Raw genomic sequence first — 19,643 nt, forward strand, 5'->3', positions numbered from 1 at the left:
GCATGAACCAGAACTTCGTGGCGCTGACCCAGCATCCCGGCGAACTCGACTGGTTGCAGAACAGCCTGGCGTCCGCCGGCCAGGTGGTTCCGGCAGGCAGCGCCAGCCTGGAGGAGCTGCTGGCGCTGCTCGACGTCACCGCCGCCGGGGTGCTGTTCATCAGCCTCGGCAAAAGCAACCTGGTGTCCCAGGGTGCGCTGGTCGAGGGATTGGTATCGGCGCGGCCGATGCTCTCGGTGGTGGCCATCGGCGACGGCCTGGACAACCAGTTGGTGCTGGCGGCGATGCGCGCCGGCGCGCGCGACTTCATCACCTACGGCGCCCGCGCCAGCGAGCTGACCGGGCTGATCCGGCGCCTCGGCGGACGCCTGCCCAGCGTGCCGGTGAGCGCGGCGCGCCAGGGCGAGCTGCTGACCCTGGTCAGCGCCCGACCGGACGCCGACGGCGCCTTCGTCGCCTTGCACCTGGCCAAGGCGTTGCAGGAGCAGACGCCGAACCAGGTCCTGCTGCTGGACGTCGGCCAGCCCACCGGCGAGGCGCTGGCGATCCTCGGCCTGGACTCGGCCTTCACCTTCAGCGATGCCTTGCGCAACCTGCGGCGCCTCGACCAGACCCTGATCGACAGCGCCTTCACCCGCCTCGACAGCGGCCTGCGGATACTCAGCCTGACCGACGAGCCCGGCGTGCTGGAGCGAGTCACCACCGCCGAACTCTATCTGTTGCTGGGCAACCTGCGCGGGGCGTTCAGCCATGTGGTGGTCAACCTCACCGGGCTGCCCGAGGGCGAGCTGAGCAACCAGTTGCTGGTGCAGGCCAACCGCGTGCTGTGGATGGTCGACCAGAGCGTACCGTCCTGCAAGAAGGGCCTGGAGCGCCTGCGCCGCCTGCGCGAGCGCAACCTGCCGTTGCCCTCCATCGAGTTGCTGATCGAGCGCTACCTGCCCAATGTGGCGCCGGACCAGCAGGCCCTGAGCCGGATGTTCGACCTCGATCTGTTCGGTGTCCTGCCGTTGTCCCCGGAATCGCGCCTGCGCGCGAAGAACCTCGGCAAGAGCCTGTTCGAGGTGGCGCCGCGCGACCCATTGGCGGCCAAGCTGCGGCAACTGGCGGACAGCCTGTGCGTGACACGCGGCGAGCGCCGTTCGCTGCTGTCCTGGCTCGGCCGGGCCAAGGCGGCGCTGCTATGAGCACGGGATTCGGCGCGCGTCCTGACGGCGGTGCCTTCCACTACCGCCAGGAGCAGGACATCCAGGCGCTGAAGCTGCGCCTGCACCGCTACATCATCGACGAGATCGACGAAGACGGCATGAACCTGCTGGAGGGCGCGCGCTCCGCCGTGGTCCAGTACGTCTCGGAAAAGGTCTGCGAATACGGCTCGCGCCATCAACTGGCGATCTCCCGCTACGAACTGGACCGCCTGGCCGAAGAGGTGGTCGACGAACTCACCGGCTTCGGCCCGCTGGAGATCCTCCTGCGCGATCCCGGCGTCTCGGAAATCCTCGTCAACGGGCCGGGCCGGGTGTTCGTCGAGCGGGAAGGGCGGCTCTACCAGAGCGACCTGCGCTTCATCGACGACCACCATGTGCTGCGGGTGATCCAGCGTATCCTCGCGCCCCTCGGCCGACGCCTGGACGAGTCCAGCCCGATGGTCGACGCGCGCCTGCCGGACGGCAGCCGGGTCAACGCGATCATTCCCCCGGTGGCGCTGGACGGGCCGTGCATCTCGATCCGCAAGTTCAGCCAGGAGCTGCTGCGCAGTGCCGACCTGCTGGCCTACCAGAGCGTCGACGAAGCCTTGCTCGAGTTCCTCCGCCAGGCGGTCTCGCGCCGCTGCAACATCCTCATCAGCGGCGGCACCGGCACCGGCAAGACCACCTTGCTCAACGTCATCAGCGGCTTCATCGACGAACGCGAGCGGATCGTCACCATCGAGGACACCGCCGAGCTGCAACTCGGCCACGACCACGTGGTGCGCCTGGAGACCCGTCCGCCGAACGCCGAGGGCTACGGCGAGGTGACCGCCCGCGACCTGATCCGCAACGCCCTGCGGATGCGCCCGGACCGGATCATCCTCGGCGAGATCCGCGGCGTCGAGGTGCTCGACGTGCTGCAGGCGATGAACACCGGCCACGACGGCTCGATGAGCACGGTGCACGCCAACTCGGCGATGGATTCGCTGCTGCGCATGGAGATGCTGGTCGGCCTGACCGGCAACAGGCTGCCGGAGCAGACCTTGCGCCTGATGATCTGCGCCGCGCTGGACGTGGTGGTGCAGATCACCCGCCTGGCCAGCGGTCGGCGTTGCATCAGCGAAGTGCTGGAGGTGCTGGAGGTGCGCGACGGTGTGTACGTCACCAATACGCTGTTCAGTCTCGACCGGCGCGGTAGCGGGCAGTTCGTCCGCCAGGCCGCGCCGGTCGGGCAGAAATTCCGCCAGGCGCTGCTGTGAACGGCGCGCAACTGCTGGTGCTGTTCAGCGGCGTGCTGGCTTTCGCCGCGCTGGCCCTGGCGTTCATGGGCTGGCGCGCCGGGCGCAACGAACTGGTGGTTGAACGGCTGCTGGGACGCCAGGAGGCGGTCGCGGTGCGGCCGCGCAGCAGTCACTGGCTGGCTCGCCAGATGCGTCGCGCCGGTATCCAGCGCCCGCGCCCGTGGTTGTTCGGGGCGGCAGTGCTCGCGCTGCTGCTGGTCTGGAGCGGATTGGGCCTGTTCGGCACCATCGGCGCGCTAGGCGGCCTGCTACTGGCGGCGCTGTCCTGCCGCGTCGCCCTGGGCATGCTCTACCAGCGCCGCCTGAAGCGAATGATCCGGCAGATGCCGCGTTTCCTCGACCAGGTAGTGCGCAGCCTGCACGCCGGGCGCACGCTGGGCGACGCGCTGATGCAGGCAGTGGAGAATGCCGAGGAGCCGCTGCGCGACATCTTCACCCTGGCGCGCAACCACGTGCTTCTCGGCATCCACCTGCCGGAGGCGTTGCAGGAAGTCGCCGAACTCTACGAGGTTGAGGAGCTGCGCATCCTCGCCCTGGGCGTCTCGGTCAACCACCGTTATGGCGGCAATACCAGCGACCTGCTGGACAGCATCGTCAAGCTCATCCACGAGCGCGAGAAGCTCAGCCGGCAGTTGCACGCGATGACCGGCGAGACACGGATCAGCGCCTATGTCCTGGCCGGCGTGCCGAGCGCCCTGGGCGGCTACATCCTGGCGAGCAACCCGGGCTATCTGCTGAACATGTGGGCCGACGGCACCGGGCGTTTCCTGCTCCTGGCCTCGCTCGGGCTGCAACTGCTCGGCTGCTATGCGCTGTGGCGCATGCTCAAGAGCGTCTAGGAGGTGGCCATGCAGGCACAGTGGCTGATTTTCGCGGCGCTCCTGATGGCGGTCGGCGGTGCCTTGTTGCTGTTGCTCCAGGCGCGCAACGGCAGCCGCGAGCAGCGCCTGATCGAGAGGCGCCTGGGAGCGCTGGCCAACCCTGGCGGCTCGACCAGGTGGCTGGCCGGCATGACCGAGCGGATGGACGACAGCTTCTGGGTGCGGCGCCTGCAACTGATGGACAGCGAGGCCCGCCAGTTGCTGCAACAGGCCGGCTGGCACGAGAGTCGCTACCGGACCCTGTACCTGATCTCGGTGTTCCTCACGCCGCTGCTGTTCGTTCTCCTGGTCTTGCTGGTCAAGCTGCTGCGCGCCGAGAGCGAGGCGTCCTACGCGGTGCCGCTGCTGTTCGCCGCCGGCATCGGTTTCCTCCTGCCCAAGCAGGTGCTCAAGCACTTCGCCAAGGCGCGCCGGGCGCTGATCGCCGACGAGATGATCCTGTTCGTGCAACTGATCCGCATCCTCTTCGACGCCGGCCTGACCGTGGAGCAGACGCTGCGCGTGGTCTGCCTGGAAGGCCGCGGGATCACCCCGCAACTGGCCCGCGAGCTGGACCTGGCGCTGACCCGTGCCGACAACGGCATCGACCTGGCGGAAGAGCTGGAGGCGCTTGCCCGGCGCCTGCAGGTGGACCCGCTGAACGACTGCTGCGGCGTGCTACGGCAGATGTTGCGTCAGGGCGGCAGTGCGCGCAGCACCCTGCTGACGCTCAAGCAACTGTTCGAAGACCGGCGCCTGACCGCCTTGCAGGAACGCATCGGCAAGCTGTCGGCGAAGATGAGCCTGGTGATGATGGTGCTGCTGTTCCCGGCGCTGCTGATCGTCCTCGCCGGTCCGGGCGTCATCGCCATCACCAAGGCCTTGGGAGGACTGGGATGAAAGCACTGATCGGTATCGGCCTGTGCGCCGCCCTGCTCGGCGGTTGCGCCGCGCTGCCGGGGCGGGACGGCCCACGGGAGTGTTCGCAGCAGCTCGGCCAGGAGCAGGAACTGCAGATGAACATGGTCCGCGACATGATCCGCGAGGGCCGCCTGCATGCGGCCCTGGCCAACCTGGAAAGCATGCCGCCGGGGTTGCTCGACGTGCGCGAGGAAAGGGCGCTGATCCTGCGCCGGATCGGCGACCCGCGGGCCAGGGCCGAGTACCAGGCCCTACTGGAAACCTGCAAGGCAGCCGAGGCGCACCACGGCCTCGGCCTGCTCGCCCTGCGCAATGGCGACAGCGCCCGGGCGGTCCTCGAGCTGCGCGAGGCGGCGCGCCTGCGGCCGACCGAGAGCCGCTTCCGCAACGACCTGGGGGTCGCCCTGCTCAAGCGCGGCGACCGTGTCGGCGCGCGCTTCGAATTCATCACTGCGCTGGAGTTGCAGCAGGGCGGCAAGCTACCGGCGACCAACCTGCTCGGCCTGCTGTACCTGCAAGGCGACCGGGAAGATGCGCAGCGCCTGATCGAGCGTTTGCAGCTGGATGCCCGGGACATCCGCGCGGCCGAGGCGCGGGCGCGCAGCTGGGGTGCCGTACCGACACCCGGCGCGGCGCCGGCAAGCGACGACCCGCTGGCGGAACTGCCGGCGGAGGCGAATATGCATACCGCGATGGCCAACGAGGCGTCCTGAGCCGGCGCCGGAGAGGTGAACCATGCACGAGCGAATCCTGTTCGGCGTCTTGCTGCTCCTGTCCGGCCCGGCCTGGGCCGCGGACACGCCGGCGGTCCGTCCCGCCGCGCCAGCGACGGCCGAACCGCAGACCGCCACCCGCGCCTGGCTGGCCATCCAGGCGAGCGGCCGGGCCGCCAGCCCGGTTCGGCAAAGCGCGACCGCCGCCGAGCGCCAGCGGGCCTACCAGCGCTACCTGAAAAGCTATGAGCACGAGATTCCCGAGTACCTGCTGGAAGATCGTGGCTTCGGCGAGAGCAAGAACTGACGGTTCCTGGCGGAGGGGCAGGGCATGAACGGATGGCCTGCAAGACAGCGCGGGGCGATCGGCATCCTGGCGGCGACCACTCTGCTGCTGGCCTTGATCTGCCTGTTGCTGGTGGTGGATACCGGGCGGCTCTACCTGGAGCAGAGCAACCTGCAGCGAGTGGCGGACGTGGCGGCGCTGGAGAGTGCCTCCCAGGGAGCCTTGTGCGGCGACCAGAGTTCTGCCCAGGCGACGTCTTTCGCCAAGGCCAGCGCGATGCTCAACGGGTTCGATGCGGACGCCGCCGGCTCCAGCCTGTCGGCGGAGGTCGGCGGCGTGCTGAGTGCCGGCGGCCTGCGCAGTTTCATAGCCAGCGCGTCGAACGCGGCTGCCGCCAACGAGGCGGTGCATGTCGAGGTGACCAAGAGCGTTCCCGGCAGCCTGGTCGCCAACCTCGGGGGACTGTTCGGCGGCGGCAATGCCAACGTCGATCTCCGCGCAGAGGCCGTGGCGCGACGCCTGCCGAACGCCACGATTTCCGCAGGCACGGGGCTGGCCAGCGTGAACAGTGGTCAATCGGCGTTGCTCAACCCCATCCTGAGCGGATTGCTGGGCACCCAGATCGATCTCTCGGCGGCGGCCTACAACGGTATCGCCGAGGCGAAGCTCAGTGTGCTGGACATTCTCGGCGCGGATGGAATGGGCTTGATCGGGGTCGATACCAGCCTGGGGACCATCGAACAGTTGTTGAATACCAACGTCGGCTTGCAGCAGGTACTCGCCGCCAGCGTGAACGTCCTGGCGAAGAACGGCGTAGCCTCGGTCGAGGCCCTGAGAACGCAATTGGTGGGGGTAAAGTCGGCCACGTTGAAACTGGGAGACTTGCTGGGGCTGAGCGCTGGCGAGGTGAACAGCATGTCGCAGCTGGATACGGCGATCAATGCGCTGGATCTCATCATGGCGGTTGCCCAGGTCGCCAACAAGAATTCCGCGGTCGCCGTGAACCTGGGCATCCCCGGATTGGCCAATGCACGGCTCACGGTCGTAGAGCCGAAGAGGATCGTCTCCGGGCCGCCAGGGCAGGATGAGAGCGGTGCCTGGCGCACGGAGGTGCGCCAGTCCCAGGTACGACTTACGGCGGACATCGATTCCGGGTTCCTGTCCATTCTCGCCACCACGAAACTGCAACTGGCCATCGAAGGCGCGTCGGGAGCCGTCTGGCTGAAAAGCATGGCCTGTACCCGCCCGGATACCGCGTTGGACTTCGGTTGGAGAAGCAGCGGAGCGACGATAAAGATCGGCAGTCCGGCCAACATCGATCAGGTCGGCTCGATTCTGGTGCTTGGCGGCTTGGTGCGATTGGATCTCAAGCTCGATACCTCGATCGCCGGCAGCTCGGGCGATACGCGATTCAACGTGAAAGCCGACGGTTCCGATCTCGTCCAGAGCCGCAGGTTGCCGGAAAGCGGCTTTCTCGCCAGTACCCTGAAAACCAGCATCAACGTCAATCCCGTGGTGCTCGGACTGTGCTTGCCTTTGCTGTGCGGCTCGACGGCGCTCACCGACCTCATCGTGAATTCCGTGGTGGCACCTCTGGTCGATGGGCTGCTGACGCCGATCCTGAATCTGGTCCTGCCCTTGCTGGGGGTACAACTTGGATACATCGACGCGGAGATTCTGAAGGTCGATGTCGGCAGGGCGGAACTGCTGATCTAGCAGGTCCGCCGGGCCATCGCGCCTGTCAGTGCACCACCGCTCCGCTGCCCTGCTGCATCGCCGCAGGCGACAGGGCCAGCGCCAGCTGTGTGCGGTTGTGCATATGCATCAGGCGCAGCACCTGGGAGACGTACAGCTTCACCGTGTTCTCGGTGATGCCCAGTTCGTAGGCGATCTGGTAGTTGGTCAGGCCCTTGCTCACCAGCCGCGCCACCGCCTGCTGGCGGGGCGACAGCTTGCCGAACAGCGGATTGCTCGGGGACACCTGGCTTTCCGCGACCGACGCCGGCGGCGCGGACGGCTGGCTGTCTTCGCTCTTGAGGGCACTCGGCTGGCTGTTGCCGTGTACCTCGTACTTGATCTTGTGGATGTCGCGGTAGATCGAGTTCAGCGATTCGGCGAGGTATTCCAGGCGCTGGTTGACGTGGCTCAGGCTCAACTGGCTGCGGACGCGCTCGTGCAGGCGGTTCTCCAGGCGTTCGAGGCCATGCAGCAGTTCCTGCGGCGCCACCGGTTTCTGGTAGTAGTCGGCGGCGCCGACCCGCATGGCCTCGATCACTTCCTGGCGGCCATCGTGACCGGTGAGGATGATCGATTCGAAGAACCTGCCGTTGCCGGCGACTTCCTTGAGGCTCTCGATCAGGCGGATACCGTTGTCCTGCCCCAGGTAGAGGTCGCAGATGACCAGGCCGATGTTCGGGTCGGCCTGGAAGCTGGCGATCGCCGACTCCCGGTGGGTGCTGGTTACGCAACGGTAGCCACTGTTTTCCAGCAGTTCGCGGAGTTCCGAGGTCACCTGGGGTTCATCATCGATGATCAAGACGCTGAAATGCCGCGAGGCCGGTTTGTCCATGGTCATACGCTCCATTTGCTTATTTTGTTTTTAACAGGGGACGTGCATTGGAATGCAGCCATACCGAATGGTATTAGCCATAAGCATATAGTCGCTAAGTGAGGTCTTCCGCAAGTTTACTCAGATAATTTTACTGATAATCAGGTGTGCCAAAAGGCCGGCGCTCATGGCGAATATAAAAGGGAATGACTTGTTTTTTGACGGTGCCCTTCGAAGGCGAACTTCTTCATTCATTGCGGACTTTTCTACCGAACGTTTGAATAACTTTACGAGGATGAATAGCGCGATGCACAGCAGGCAGCCGAAGGCCAGGCTATAGAGCACCGTAAGTGGGTCGCTGGCCAGCCCCAGTGCGGCCAGGTACTTGACGTCGGCAGCGCCGAGCCTGCCGAGAAGGTAGCCGGGAAGGCTGAGGCAGACGCCTATAAAAAGTGCGGTCATTGCCATATTAACCGTAGCACCGGTCAGGCTTGACTCTTTCACATATAAATAAACAAAGGAAATAAGAAATCCGCCCAGGATAAGCCAGTTGGAGACGCGCAAACGTTTGATGTCCTGATATCCGCAAACGCTTGCCCACAAGGCCAGTGCTAATTGCTCCATCCTGTTCTTCAGCCTTTTTTCGACATCTGGATTAATACCTTTTCAGTAACGTTGGCGGAGCGAATGACGACTAGTATTAAGGATGCGGATCGGGGATGTCAGCTCATGCTCGGAAAAGCTTCCCGGCGACGCCAGCACGGCGCCGTCGCCATCGAATTCACAGCGATCTTCCTGCTGTTTTTCGCGCTGGTCTACGGTCTGATCAGCTACAGCATTCCTTTGCTCATGTTGCAGTCGTTCAACGATGCCGCTGCCGTGGGGGCCCGTGCGGCGATCGCTGTCGATCCCTCCGATGCGGGCTACGAGAGCCTCGCCGAAGCCCGTGCCAGGGACGAGTTGCTCGCGCGCCTGGACTGGATGCCGGCGGCCTGGCGGGCGAACCTCCAGCCCTGTGCCGGCAATGGCCAGTACGCCGACTACGTCAGCGCCACGTCGCGGATCGAGGTCTGCGTGCAGTACCCGTACGGCGATCCGGGCAAGGCGATCATCCCCGTGCTGAGCTTCCCCGGCATCGGCGCGATTCCCAACCTGCCGCAGACGCTGAAGGCGAGTGCCAACCTGTTGCTGTGAGGTGGTCGCATGTTCGAATTTTCCCGCTCGTCGTCCGCCGAGGCCGAGAGGCCGGAACCCTTTTCGCAGGAAGGCCCCGCCCTCTGGAGCGCTTCGCTGAGGAGTTGGGACCTGTGTTTCGAGATGGACGAACAGGACCGCGTGATCCGGGTCGGCGGGCGGCAGGCGTATCGTCTGCAGTGCGCCCATGGGCTTGGCGAACAGCCGCGGCCTTTCGCCGAGTATCTGGAGCGGCGCGCCCCCGGTGCGCCGACGCTGGCCGGCCTGCGCCGGGGCGAGCGTCTCGACCTGACGCTGCGCAGCGATGCCGCCGCGCCATTGACCTGTCGTTTCCAGCCGATGCAGCCGCTCGACGGCCTGGGACGCTCGCTGCTGCTGGGCATGGACATCTCCGACCTCAACTGGCAGTCCGACAACCAGCAGCACCAGTTGCAGAGCCTGAGCCTGGGCAAGCTGATCCTTTCGCGTCTGCGCCATGTCTCCCACGGACACCTGGCGGAGGCGGTCCAGGAGATTCTCGAATCGCTCTCCGGCGCGTTCCAGATGCAGGCTATCGCCCTGCTGCTGGGCGACGGCAAGGGTTTCTGCACGGTCTTCGCCAGTCATGTGCGGCCTGGCAGCGACAGTTTGCTGCGACCGACCCTGCAACTCGCCGACGACGACCTGCGCGAAGGGGCGGGCGCGCGCTTGCTACGCCGTGGCGAAGGCGCCTCGACGCTGCTCCGGCAGATCGGCGAGGACGCGCTCTACCTGGTGCCGGCGGCGATGCGCGGTGGCCGCCTGGGGGCATTGCTGGTGCGGCCGATGTCGCTGGAGCAGCTCGCCCAGGGGCCCGCGCCGCAGGACTGGCAATACCTCGCGGAACTGCTGGCGAACCAGGTGGCGGACCGCTGCGAACTCCACGAGCAGCACGACAGTTCGCGCAAGCTGGGGCTGTTGCAGGAGATGATCGGCGGCGGCTGGTGGCGTTACTGGGCGGAGCAGGAACTCTTCGAACTGGCGCCGGCCTTGCACGACAGCCTGGGGTTGACCGGCGAGTATCGTCGGGTGCCGCTGGAACACCTGCAGGGCCTGCTGCAACCGGCGGACGCCGACGAACTCGGCCTGCGCCTGCGTGCCAGCCTGCGCAGCGGCCAGGCGCTGGCCCAGGACCTTTGCCTGCGTCAGCCGGATAGCCGCGGCGAGCGCCGCTGGCTGCGCATCGAGGGTCGACCGCTGGGGCGCGGCAGCGCGCTGGGGCTGTCCGGCGTGCTGCTCGACATCAGCGAAGGCCGGCGCCAGGAGGAACGGGCACAGGCGGCCCACGCGCGGCTGCGCAGCCTGATCGACAGCGCGCCGGTGGTGATCTACGTCCAGCGGGTCGAGCAGGGGCACCTGGTGCCGGAGTTCTACAGCGAAAGCGCGAGCAACCTGCTCGGCCTCGACTTGCAGGGACAGAGTTGGCAGGCGCTCGCCGAACGGGTGCATCCGGACGACCTGGAGGCCTTTTTCGCCCGTGGCCGCGAGTTGCTTCGCGAGGGCCGGGTGAAGACCCGCTATCGCCTCGCCGATGGCCAGGGCAACTGGCACTGGCTCTACGACGAAGCCAAGCTGCTGCGCGATGCCCAGGGCCTGCCCAGCGAAGCGGTGGGCCTGTGGCTGGACGTGACCGAGCAGCACCTGGCGGCACAGCGTATCGCCGAGAGCGAGGAACGCTACCGGGTCCTGGTGGAGGATTCGCCGGCGCTGATCTGTCGCTATACCGCCGACCTGGTGCTGACCTACGTGAACCGGACCTTCGCCGATAGCCTCGCGACCAGCCCGGAGCGCCTGGTCGGTCGCCGGCTCGACGAGTGGCTGGCGGCGGAAGACGCCAGCGCCTTGCGCGCGCGTCTGCTGGGTTCGCCGCGGGAGGGCGCCAGCGAGGTGCCGGAACTGCGCTTCAACCTGCCGGGGCAACGTTTTCTCTGGCTGGTGTGGGCCGAGCGACCGTTGTTCGACGCCCGGGGCGAATTGTGCGAGGTACAGGCGGTGGGACGCGACAACACGCCGGTGCGTCGGGCCCAGCAGCAACTGGCGCAAGGCGCCAAGATGGCCAGCCTGGGGGAGATGGTCAGCGGCCTCGCCCACGAGGTGAAGCAGCCGCTGCACGTGCTGCGCATGACCCTCTTCAACATGCGCCAGCGGATGAACAGCGTCGGCCTCGACGGCGACTACCTGGGCGAGAAACTGGAGCGCATGGATGCCCAGGTCCTGCGCGTCGACCGCCTGGTCAGCCACCTCGGCGTGTTCAGCCGCAAGTCGGCGCTGGAGGCGCTGCCGTTCGACCCCTATACCGCCTTCGAAGGCGCCCTGGGCCTGCTCGGCGAGGGGCTGCGTCAGCACGCCATCGAGGTGGAGTGCCCGGCGCCGACGCAGCGGATGGTGGTACGAGGGCAGGCGGACCAGCTGGAACAGGTGATCATCAACCTGCTCGCCAACGCCCGCGATGCCCTGCTCGGCAATCTTGGCCTGGCCAGCCGGCGCATTCGCCTGGAGCAGGTGGCCTGCCGCGAACCGGGCTGGGTCGAATTGCACGTGCACGACAACGGCGGCGGGATCGAACCGCTCCTGCTGGAGCGGATATTCGAACCCTTCTTCACCACCAAGGTGGAGGGCAAGGGTACCGGCCTGGGTCTCTCGGTCAGCCACGATCTGGTGCGCAACATGGGCGGTAGCCTGACGGCGGCCAACCAGGGGGAGGGCGCGTTGTTCGTGGTTCGCTTGCCGCTGGCGGCGCTGCCCGCCGAGGCGGGCGGATGACGTCGGTGGGAGCGCGGCAAAAAAAACGCCTGCGGACAAGCAGGCGTTTTTTTCAACCGGCGAGGCGGCTCAGATGAATTGCGAGGCCAGCCAGAACAGGCCGGCGGACAGCGCCATCGAAGTCGGCAGGGTGAGCACCCAGGCCATCAGGATGTTGCGCACGGTGCCGCCGTGCAGGCCGCTTTTGTTCGCCACCATGGTCCCGGCCACGCCGGAGGACAGTACATGGGTGGTGGACACCGGCAAGCTGTAGATGTTGGCCATGCCGATGGCGGCGGCGGCGGTGATCTGCGCGCTCATGCCCTGGGCGTAGGTCATGCCCTGCTTGCCGATCTTCTCGCCGACGGTGAGCACTACGCGCTTCCAGCCGACCATGGTGCCGATGCCGAGAGCCAGGGCCACCGCGATGATGACCCAGAACGGCGCGTATTCGGTGGTCGCGGTCAGGTCCTTGCGTAGCTTCTCGAGGTCGGCCTTCTCCCGCGCCGGCAGGTCGGACAGCTTGCCGACCTTCTTCGCGGTGTCGTCCAGGCACAGCAGGTAGCGACGCACCTGCACGCGCTCGTCGGCGTCCAGGTCGTTGTAGCTGGGCACGCCGCGCAGGTCGCGGAGCAGCGCGTTGATGGTCGGCTCGGTCTGTTTCGGATCGCAGCGGTAGAACTGCGGCATCTCGCTGCCATTGCTCTTGCCCAGGGCCAGCATGTCGCCGAGGGTATCGGTGTGGCGCTGGTAGAACTGACTGAGGTGCAGGGCGGCGTCGCGGGTGCGCTCGATCTGGTAGGTGGTGCTGTTCAGGTCGAGGACGAACTTGGCCGGGACGATGCCGATCAGTACCAGCATGATCAGGCCGATACCCTTCTGGCCGTCGTTGGAGCCATGGACGAAGCTTACCGCCATGGCGGAAAGCACCAGCACCAGGCGGTTCCAGAACGGCGGGTGCTTCTTCTCGTCGAGTTCGCGACGGGTTTCCGGGGTCTTGTGCATCTTCGACAGCGGACGCCACCATTTCAGTCCGAGCAGGACCAACGCGGCGACCATGAAGCCGGCCAGCGGCGAGAAGATCAGCGACAGGCCGATGTCGATCGCCTTCTGCCAGTTGATCCCTTCGGCCAGCGGCACGTCGGTGATCAGCGCATTGGCCAGGCCGACGCCGAGGATCGAGCCGATCAGGGTGTGCGAGCTGGAGGCCGGGATGCCGAAGTACCAGGTGCCGAGGTTCCAGGCGATGGCGGCGGCGAGCAGGGAGAAGACCATCGCCAGGCCATGGCCGGTGTTCACGTTGATCAGCAGCTCCACCGGCAGCAGGTGAACGATGGCGTAGGCTACGCCGACACCGCCGAGCAGCACGCCGAGGAAGTTGAACACACCGGAGAGCATCACCGCCCGGTAGGGGGACATCGCTTTGGTGTAGATGACGGTGGCCACCGCGTTGGCAGTGTCGTGGAAGCCGTTGATGAACTCGAAGGTGAGGACGAAGGCCAGGGCCAGCACCAGGCTGATACCCACCCAGGCATCGAGCCCGCTGAAAAGATCGAACATGTGAGAAACCGGTCAGAGACGGGGCGGCGATTATGCCAGATGCGTTTTTATCCGTCTGGAACTCCGGAAGGTTGCCATTGTCGCGGGCAACGCCCCGTCGCATCGGGCTTTGCGGGAAAAACGAAACAGATTGAAACGCTTCGTTATCCGTCGCTCTCCTGTCGGTTGGAGGTAAATGGAATGGGGTTCGCTGCTTCCTGCCCGGCCTTGAGACGCTCTTCTTCGATCTTCTGCAGTTCTCTGTCGAACGCCTGCTCCTGAACGGTTGGGCGTTTGCGCCAGGGCTTGCGGTCGGGTTCCGGCTGGGCGGCATAAAGCGTCACTTCGCCGCCGTACACGTCCTTGTAACGCTGTTCCTCGCGCGCCAGCGCGGCACGCAATTCGTCTTTCGTCACGGGTGGTCCTGAGTCCAAAAAGAGCGGGCCCGATAGCGACCAGGCTGGGCGGAAGCGGGGTCCGGCCAGCGCCGGTTGGGAGTCTAGTCGACCGCTACCGGCTGTAAATGGGCGCGGAATTATAACGTGGGCTCCGGGCTTGTCATACGGTGTCGGCCGACGGACGGCAGGACGGAAGTTCTTCGAGCGTCCCCTGGAAATGCGGCGAAGCCCCCATGGATCAAGGCCTGGCCGACGCGTCCGGGGTGTTCTCCGCCTTTCGTCGCGGCCTGCGCTAGTCGAATGCCAGCCATTGGCCATACCACTAAGGAACGATGGCGGCGCTTCCGGGGGCGGGCTACAAACCGGACTACAAGTCAAATAAAGAAGCCCCGCCGTCGCCCGTCCGACCCCAGGGTCATGACGCAACGCCCCGGAGGCCGGAGATTTACTCATGCAGCCCGCTCGTTCCCGCATCCTCTTCGTCTGCCTGTTGCAGAGCCTGGCCCTGGTTCTCCTGCTGGTCGGCGCCCGGCATGGCTGGCTGCCGCTGTACCTGGCCCTGCCGCTCGGCGTGGCGCTGCTCTGGTTGCCCTGGCTGCTTCCCGGCAACCGCACAGCGGTGGCGACCGTCGGCGAGCCCGACATCGCCCGGCTGGCTCGCGACCTGTCCCATAACACCAGCCAGAACGCCTTGTCGGCCGCCGGCGTGGCGTTCTCGGTGAAGCGCCTGGCGGAGAAGCTGCAATCCCAGCTCGACGCCGCCGAACAGATCGTCGGCAGCGCCGAAGTGATGATCCACACCGAGCGCGCCACCTCCAATCTGGCGCGCCAGGCCATGGACGCCGCCACCCGGGCGCGCGCCGGCAGCGACGAAGGCCAGGTGCTGCTGGCCTCGACCATCGAGCGCATGCATCGGCTCAGCGAGCGGATGGGCGCCAGCCGCGAGGCGATCGAGGCGCTGAACCAGCGCAGCGAGGACATCCAGCGGGTCACCCTGGTGATCCAGGGCATCGCCAGCCAGACCAACCTGCTGGCCCTCAACGCGGCCATCGAGGCGGCCCGCGCCGGCGAGCATGGGCGCGGCTTCGCGGTGGTTGCCGAAGAGGTGCGCGGCCTGGCCGGACGTACCGCCGAGGCCACCGAGGAAGTCGGCCAGATGGTCGCCGAGATCCAGCGCCAGACCAGCGAGGTGGTCGAGCAGATCCGCCAGCTTTCCGAAGAGTTGGGGGAAGGGGTCGGCCAGGTCGAGCTGACCGGTCGGCAACTGGAAGGCATTGCCGAACTGGCGGCCGGGGTGGAAAGCCAGATTACCGAGATCGCCCAGGGCGCCGAGATCAACCGCAGCCAACTCGCCAGCCTGTTCGCCGCGGTCGAGCAGGTGCGCGGCGACCTCAGCGCCAGCGAGGAACAGACCCTGCGCCTCGGCGAAGCTGCCAGCCAGTTGGAGAACCAGGCCGAGGTGATCAGCGAGCGCCTCGCCGAGGTCAGCCTGGACGCCTACCACCAGTCGGTCTACGACCTCGCCCGGGAGGGCGCGGCGGCTATCGCCGCTCGCTTCGAGGAGGACGTGCGCAGCGGGCGCATCGACCTCGACGACCTGTTCGACCGCAGCTACCAGCCGTTGCCCAATACCCAGCCGACCAAGTACCGGACCCGCTTCGACAGCTACACCGACCAGGTCCTGCCGGGCATCCAGGAGCAGTTGCTGGAGCGCAACCGCAACCTGGTATTCGCCATCGCCTGTACCCCCGAAGGCTACGTGCCCACCCACAATCGCGCCTTCGCCCATCCGCCCAGCGGCGACCCGCAGACGGACGCGTTGCGCAGCCGCAGCAAGCGCCTGTTCAACGACCGCACCGGGATTCGCTGCGGCAGCCACCAGCAGCCGCTGTTGCTACAGACCTACACCCGTGACACCGGCGAGCTGATGCACGATCTTTCGGTGCCGATCTTCATCCACGGCAAGCACTGGGGCGGCCTGCGCCTCGGCTACCGGCCGGAGGGCGCGGAGCCGGGCAAGGCGGCCGCGCCGGCGGCGCAGGGGCTGAGCCTGGCCTTGAACGGCTAGCCGGCTGTGGCGATCAGGCCGCCGGCCACGGCGCAGGCGAGCACCACTTGCCAGGGCGGCGTCTTCCAGGCGAGCAGGGCCAGCAGGGCGAAGAGCAGCAGGGCGAAGTCGGCCGGGCGCAGGATGCCTTCGGTCCAGAGCGGCTGGTACAGCGCCGCCAGCAGCAGGCCGACCACCGCCGCGTTGACCCCGGCCAGCGTTGCCCGTACCCGGCGTTCGTGGCGCAGGCGTTCCCAGAATGGCAAGGCACCGGCGACCAGCAGGAACGATGGCAGGAAGATCGCCAGCAGGCACAGCAGCGCGCCGCTCCAGCCGTTCGGCGCCGGGCCCGAGGCTGCGCCGAGGAACCCGGCGAAGGTGAAGAGCGGGCCCGGCACCGCCTGGGCGGCCGCGTAGCCGGCGAGGAAGGTATCGCCGTCGACCCAGCCCTTGGGTACCACTTCCGCCTGCAGCAGCGGCAGCACCACATGGCCGCCGCCGAACACCAGCGAGCCGGCCCGGTAGAACGCATCGAACAGGCGCAGCCAGTGTTCCGGCCAGAGGCGCGCGGCCAGCGGCAGGCAGACCAGCAGCACGGCGAACAGGGCGAGGAGCAGCAGCGCGCCGCGGTAGCCAATGGCGATCGGCAGCCGCTCGTGGCCTTCCCCGGCTTCCGTTTTCAACAGGGCGAGGCCGGCCAGGCCGGCACCGGCGATCACCGCGACCTGGGCCCAGGCCGTGGGCCAGGCCAGCACGCTCGCGCAGGACAGCGCCATCAGCGCCAGGCGCGGGCGATCCGGACACAGGCTGCGGCCCATGCCCCAGACCGCCTGGGCCACCACCGCCACCGCGGCGATCTTCAGGCCATGCAGCACGCCCTCGGGCAACAGCGTGCCCCAGCGTCCCAGGCCGAGAGCGAAGAGCACCAGCAGCAACGCCGAGGGCAGGGTGAAACCGAGCCAGGCGGCGAGGGCGCCGGGATAGCCGGCGCGGGCCAGGCCGAGGGCCATGCCGACCTGGCTGCTGGCGGGGCCGGGAAGGAACTGGCAGAGGGCGACCAGGTCGGCGTAGCTGCTTTCGCTCAGCCAGCCGCGGCGGCGGACGAACTCGTCGCGGAAATAGCCGAGGTGGGCGATGGGCCCGCCGAAGGCGCTGCAGCCCAGCTTGAGGAAGGCGAGGAACACCGCGAGGGCGGTGTCGGGATGGCGGCTGGCGGTTGGCATGCGAACTCCGGATGGTGGCTGCTGCGAGCATAGCCGCAACGCATGCACGGCGGGTTACAGCATCGGCATGTCCTGGGCGCGGCTGGCCAGGCGGTATTGTTCCGGTGTGGTGCCGGCCAGCCGGCGGAACATCGAGATGAACGCCGAGGGGCTGCTGTAGCCGAGGTCGAAGGCGATCTGCTGGATCCCCCTGCCGGCTTCCAGCGCCTCGATGGCCGCGAGGAAGCGCAGGCGTTGGCGCCATTCGCCGAAGGTCATGCCCAGTTCGCGCTGGCAGTGCCGGGCCAGGGTTCGCTCGGTGCTGTGCACCTGCTGCGCCCATTGCGCCAGCGAGCGGTTGTCGCCCGGCTCGGCCTGCAGTGCGTCGAGCACCTCGCGCAGCGCCGGGGTACGGCCGTAGGGCAGGTAGTCGTCGTGGGGCTGGGCGCATTCCAGCTGGTCCATGACGACCCGGGCCAGGCGCAGGTCCTGCGCCGAGGTCGGCAGGTTGACCCCGCGCTCGGCGAAGTCCGAGAGGATCGCCTTGAGGATCGCGCTGATCGCCAGGGTGCAAGGTGTCGCCGGCAGGCGTCGTGACAGTTCGGCGGAGAGGTACAGCGAGCGGTAGACGATGGCCTGGCTGTTGTAGCAGCTGTGCACCCGCTCCGGTGGTATCCATACCGCGTATTGCGGAGGTGAGAGGAAGCGCTGGCCGTCGATCTCCAGCTGCATCACGCCATGGGCTGCATAGTTGAGCTGGCCCCAGGCGTGGGTGTGCGGCGGCGAATGGGTGTCGGCGCCGAACTCGTCATAGCGGAAATAGAGGTCGAAAGACTGCCCCTGGAGATCGGGAAGGCGCAGCAAGGTGGTGGTCGACATGTCCGAACCTACGGGTGGTTTGTCTGGAATTCATTATACGTCTGTATTCGGACTGGCTCAGAATGGCCGCGTATTCCTTTTTCATAGTGCGGAACCTCCCATGCAATACCTGTTTCCCCTGCTGGCCGTGTTCATCTGGGCCGGCAACACCGTCGTCAACAAGCTCGCCGTGGGGATCATCCAGCCCGCCGAGATCGGTTTCTTCCGCTGGCTGCTGGTCGGCCTGGCGCTGACGCCCTTCATGCTCGGCCCGGTGCTGCGCAACCGCCGCTACATCCTCGCCAACCTCGGCAAGTTCGTGGTCCTCGGCCTGCTCGGCATGGCCGTCTACCAGAGCCTGGCCTACTACGCGGCGGCGCTGACCAGCGCCACCAACATGGGCATCATCCTGTCGCTGATGCCCCTGATGTCGCTGGGCCTGGCCAGCAGCATCCTGGCCCACCGGCTGAACGCCGGGGCGCTGCTCGGCGCGCTGGTGTCGCTGGCCGGCGTGGTGCTGGTGATCTCCCAGGGCCATCTCGGCGCTTTGCTGGAGCATGGAGTGAACCTCGGTGACGTGATGATGATCGTCGCCACCCTGGCCTATGCGGTGTACAGCGTGCTGCTGAAGAAATGGAGCCTGAAGCTGCCGGCCATGCAACTGCTCTACCTGCAGGTGCTGGTGGCGATCCTCGCCCTGCTGCCGCTGTACCTGCTGTCGCCGCGCACCGGCCTGAACGCCGCCAACCTGCCGCTGGTGCTGTACGCCGCGCTGTTCGCCTCGATCGTCGCCGCGCTGGCCTGGATGCACGGTGTCGCCCGTCTCGGGCCGAGCCGGATGGCGCTGTTCTTCAACCTGCTGCCGATCATCACCGCCTGCATCGCCACCCTGGTGCTCGGCGAGCGCCTGACCGTCCATCACCTGGTCGGCGGCGCGCTGACCCTGGCCGGGGTCCTGCTGGCCGAGTTCTGGCAGCGCCGCCCGGCCCGTCTGCGCTCGGCAACCTGCTGATTTCCCGGCAACTTCCTCGCGATTACGGCGCACGGAGGCGCCGCCACTGGCTATCATAGGCAGCGCTCCCCGCGTGGGAGCCGAGCCGTACCAGCCTGGAAGAGGAAGAATCGTGGTCGAAGTGTTTTCCGTGCAGGATGGGCTGGACGCCGAGCGCGCCCTGCTCGACGAGGTGTGTGGCGGTGCCCGCGAGCATGGCCTGTTGCTCTGGCAGCCCTGCGATCGGGCGCTGGTCATGCCGCGCCGGATGGAGCGCCTGGAAGGATTCGCGCCGGCCAGCGCAGCGGTCGCCGAACGCGGCTGGCCGGTGCTGCTGCGCGATACCGGCGGCGAGCCGGTGCCGCAATCGCCGGGCGTGCTGAACATCGCCCTGTCCTATGCGCTGGGGCCCGGCGACAACGAGCAGACCCGTATCGAAACCGCCTACCTGCGGCTGTGCCAGCCGATCTGCGACTGGCTCCGCGAGCGCGGCCTGGACGCCGGCGTGGGCGCCGTGGCCGGTTCCTTCTGCGACGGCCGCTACAATGTCACCCTGGATGGGCGCAAGCTCGCCGGGACCGCGCAACGCTGGCGGCGCAACGGCGCCGGCCGGCCGGTGGTGCTGGCGCACGCGGCGCTGCTGGTCGGCGCCGAGCGCGAGGAGATGGTCGAGGTGGTCAACACCTTCACCCGCCGTTGCGGCAGTGCCCCGGATTGCCAGGCGGACAGCCATCTCGGCCTGAGCGAGCGCTGGAGCGATTTCCGCATGGCCGACAGCCTCGAACTGGAACGACGCTTCGTCGCCGCCCGATCCTGACCTCTTTCGCCAGAGCCT

Annotated in this window: 18 protein-coding genes; 12 read left to right on the forward strand and 6 right to left on the reverse strand. The window is 67.1% G+C overall.

Going from position 1 to position 19,643, the window contains the following annotated elements; all coding sequences use genetic code 11:
* Positions 1–2 precede the first annotated feature (2 nt).
* The 7 genes from tadZ to tadG are packed head-to-tail and all read left to right on the forward strand — an operon-like array spanning position 3 to position 6,987.
* On the forward strand, positions 3–1,187 hold the full coding sequence (gene tadZ / locus JHD77_RS22025; protein WP_003093855.1) for a type 4b pilus Flp biogenesis protein TadZ: 1,185 nt from the start codon (positions 3–5) through the stop codon (positions 1,185–1,187).
* Positions 1,184–2,449, forward strand: a complete 1,266-nt coding sequence (tadA, locus tag JHD77_RS22030) for a type 4b pilus Flp biogenesis ATPase TadA (RefSeq protein WP_003093851.1) — start codon at positions 1,184–1,186, stop codon at positions 2,447–2,449. The genes tadZ and tadA overlap by 4 nt, the downstream gene beginning before the upstream one ends.
* Complete coding sequence (tadB, locus tag JHD77_RS22035) at positions 2,446–3,330, forward strand: type 4b pilus Flp biogenesis protein TadB (protein WP_003114981.1); 885 nt, start codon at positions 2,446–2,448, stop codon at positions 3,328–3,330. Before tadA ends, tadB begins: the two co-directional genes overlap by 4 nt.
* A gap of 9 nt (positions 3,331–3,339) precedes the next feature.
* Complete coding sequence (tadC, locus tag JHD77_RS22040; protein ID WP_019486235.1) at positions 3,340–4,251, forward strand: type 4b pilus Flp biogenesis protein TadC; 912 nt, start codon at positions 3,340–3,342, stop codon at positions 4,249–4,251.
* The gene (gene tadD / locus JHD77_RS22045; protein WP_003134587.1) at positions 4,248–4,985 is read left to right on the forward strand and encodes a type 4b pilus Flp biogenesis protein TadD; all 738 of its coding nucleotides are present in this window, start codon (positions 4,248–4,250) and stop codon (positions 4,983–4,985) included. The genes tadC and tadD overlap by 4 nt, the downstream gene beginning before the upstream one ends.
* A 22-nt stretch (positions 4,986–5,007) precedes the next feature.
* Positions 5,008–5,292, forward strand: a complete 285-nt coding sequence (locus JHD77_RS22050; protein WP_003103957.1) for a DUF3613 domain-containing protein — start codon at positions 5,008–5,010, stop codon at positions 5,290–5,292.
* Positions 5,293–5,316: 24 nt separating this feature from the next.
* Positions 5,317–6,987 (forward strand): type 4b pilus Flp biogenesis protein TadG, encoded by a 1,671-nt coding sequence (tadG, locus tag JHD77_RS22055; RefSeq protein ID WP_191519328.1) that lies wholly within the window; start codon positions 5,317–5,319, stop codon positions 6,985–6,987.
* Positions 6,988–7,012: 25 nt separating this feature from the next.
* On the opposite strand, the gene pprB is transcribed toward tadG, so the two are convergent.
* Complete coding sequence (pprB, locus tag JHD77_RS22060; protein WP_003103959.1) at positions 7,013–7,840, reverse strand: two-component response regulator PprB; 828 nt, start codon at positions 7,838–7,840, stop codon at positions 7,013–7,015.
* A 120-nt stretch (positions 7,841–7,960) separates the two neighbouring features.
* A complete protein-coding gene (gene fppA, locus JHD77_RS22065; protein ID WP_003110115.1) occupies positions 7,961–8,443 on the reverse strand; it encodes a type 4b pilus Flp prepilin peptidase in 483 nt (160 codons plus the stop codon).
* 63 nt (positions 8,444–8,506) lie between these two features.
* On the opposite strand from fppA, the gene JHD77_RS22070 reads away from it, so the two are divergent.
* Positions 8,507–9,013: a TadE/TadG family type IV pilus assembly protein gene (locus tag JHD77_RS22070; protein WP_003120840.1), complete on the forward strand. Its 507-nt coding sequence runs from the start codon at positions 8,507–8,509 to the stop codon at positions 9,011–9,013.
* A gap of 9 nt (positions 9,014–9,022) precedes the next feature.
* Entirely contained in the window at positions 9,023–11,794 is a 2,772-nt protein-coding gene (pprA, locus tag JHD77_RS22075; RefSeq protein ID WP_010793826.1) for a two-component system sensor histidine kinase PprA, read from the forward strand.
* 69 nt (positions 11,795–11,863) lie between these two features.
* Here the strand turns inward: pprA and JHD77_RS22080 are convergent, their stop codons facing one another.
* Positions 11,864–13,333: an inorganic phosphate transporter gene (locus JHD77_RS22080; RefSeq protein ID WP_003093821.1), complete on the reverse strand. Its 1,470-nt coding sequence runs from the start codon at positions 13,331–13,333 to the stop codon at positions 11,864–11,866.
* 143 nt (positions 13,334–13,476) lie between these two features.
* A complete protein-coding gene (locus tag JHD77_RS22085; protein WP_003117142.1) occupies positions 13,477–13,728 on the reverse strand; it encodes a hypothetical protein in 252 nt (83 codons plus the stop codon).
* A gap of 433 nt (positions 13,729–14,161) precedes the next feature.
* Here JHD77_RS22085 and JHD77_RS22090 point away from each other — a divergent pair, with 433 nt between their 5' ends.
* A complete protein-coding gene (locus tag JHD77_RS22090; RefSeq protein WP_003093807.1) occupies positions 14,162–15,778 on the forward strand; it encodes a methyl-accepting chemotaxis protein in 1,617 nt (538 codons plus the stop codon).
* Here the strand turns inward: JHD77_RS22090 and chrA are convergent.
* Together chrA and JHD77_RS22100 are read right to left on the reverse strand one after the other, a co-directional pair.
* Complete coding sequence (gene chrA / locus JHD77_RS22095) at positions 15,775–16,980, reverse strand: chromate efflux transporter (protein ID WP_031756079.1); 1,206 nt, start codon at positions 16,978–16,980, stop codon at positions 15,775–15,777. The two genes, JHD77_RS22090 and chrA, sit on opposite strands and share 4 nt — an antisense overlap.
* A 54-nt stretch (positions 16,981–17,034) precedes the next feature.
* Entirely contained in the window at positions 17,035–17,838 is an 804-nt protein-coding gene (locus tag JHD77_RS22100) for an AraC family transcriptional regulator (RefSeq protein ID WP_031756077.1), read from the reverse strand.
* A gap of 100 nt (positions 17,839–17,938) precedes the next feature.
* Here JHD77_RS22100 and JHD77_RS22105 point away from each other — a divergent pair, with 100 nt between their 5' ends.
* Positions 17,939–18,829 carry a DMT family transporter gene (locus tag JHD77_RS22105; protein ID WP_031756075.1) on the forward strand — a complete coding sequence of 297 codons (891 nt, stop codon included), beginning with the start codon at positions 17,939–17,941 and terminating at the stop codon, positions 18,827–18,829.
* A gap of 112 nt (positions 18,830–18,941) precedes the next feature.
* Positions 18,942–19,625: a lipoate--protein ligase family protein gene (locus JHD77_RS22110; protein WP_003103977.1), complete on the forward strand. Its 684-nt coding sequence runs from the start codon at positions 18,942–18,944 to the stop codon at positions 19,623–19,625.
* The last annotated feature ends 18 nt before the right edge of the window (positions 19,626–19,643 follow it).

Source organism: Pseudomonas sp. P20 (assembly GCF_016463925.1).
Classification (GTDB): Bacteria; Pseudomonadota; Gammaproteobacteria; order Pseudomonadales; family Pseudomonadaceae; genus Pseudomonas; species Pseudomonas aeruginosa.

Bases quoted from the DNA above. Each gene is read 5' to 3' on its own strand.
- tadZ (WP_003093855.1), top strand. From the start codon at position 3: ATGAACCAGAACTTCGTGGCGCTGACCCAGCATCCCGGCGAACTCGAC.
- tadA (WP_003093851.1), top strand. From the start codon at position 1,184: ATGAGCACGGGATTCGGCGCGCGTCCTGACGGCGGTGCCTTCCACTAC.
- tadC (WP_019486235.1), top strand. From the start codon at position 3,340: ATGCAGGCACAGTGGCTGATTTTCGCGGCGCTCCTGATGGCGGTCGGC.
- tadD (WP_003134587.1), top strand. From the start codon at position 4,248: ATGAAAGCACTGATCGGTATCGGCCTGTGCGCCGCCCTGCTCGGCGGT.
- JHD77_RS22050 (WP_003103957.1), top strand. From the start codon at position 5,008: ATGCACGAGCGAATCCTGTTCGGCGTCTTGCTGCTCCTGTCCGGCCCG.
- tadG (WP_191519328.1), top strand. From the start codon at position 5,317: ATGAACGGATGGCCTGCAAGACAGCGCGGGGCGATCGGCATCCTGGCG.
- pprB (WP_003103959.1), bottom strand. From the start codon at position 7,840: ATGGACAAACCGGCCTCGCGGCATTTCAGCGTCTTGATCATCGATGAT.
- fppA (WP_003110115.1), bottom strand. From the start codon at position 8,443: ATGGAGCAATTAGCACTGGCCTTGTGGGCAAGCGTTTGCGGATATCAG.
- JHD77_RS22070 (WP_003120840.1), top strand. From the start codon at position 8,507: ATGACGACTAGTATTAAGGATGCGGATCGGGGATGTCAGCTCATGCTC.
- pprA (WP_010793826.1), top strand. From the start codon at position 9,023: ATGTTCGAATTTTCCCGCTCGTCGTCCGCCGAGGCCGAGAGGCCGGAA.
- JHD77_RS22080 (WP_003093821.1), bottom strand. From the start codon at position 13,333: ATGTTCGATCTTTTCAGCGGGCTCGATGCCTGGGTGGGTATCAGCCTG.
- JHD77_RS22090 (WP_003093807.1), top strand. From the start codon at position 14,162: ATGCAGCCCGCTCGTTCCCGCATCCTCTTCGTCTGCCTGTTGCAGAGC.
- chrA (WP_031756079.1), bottom strand. From the start codon at position 16,980: ATGCCAACCGCCAGCCGCCATCCCGACACCGCCCTCGCGGTGTTCCTC.
- JHD77_RS22100 (WP_031756077.1), bottom strand. From the start codon at position 17,838: ATGTCGACCACCACCTTGCTGCGCCTTCCCGATCTCCAGGGGCAGTCT.
- JHD77_RS22105 (WP_031756075.1), top strand. From the start codon at position 17,939: ATGCAATACCTGTTTCCCCTGCTGGCCGTGTTCATCTGGGCCGGCAAC.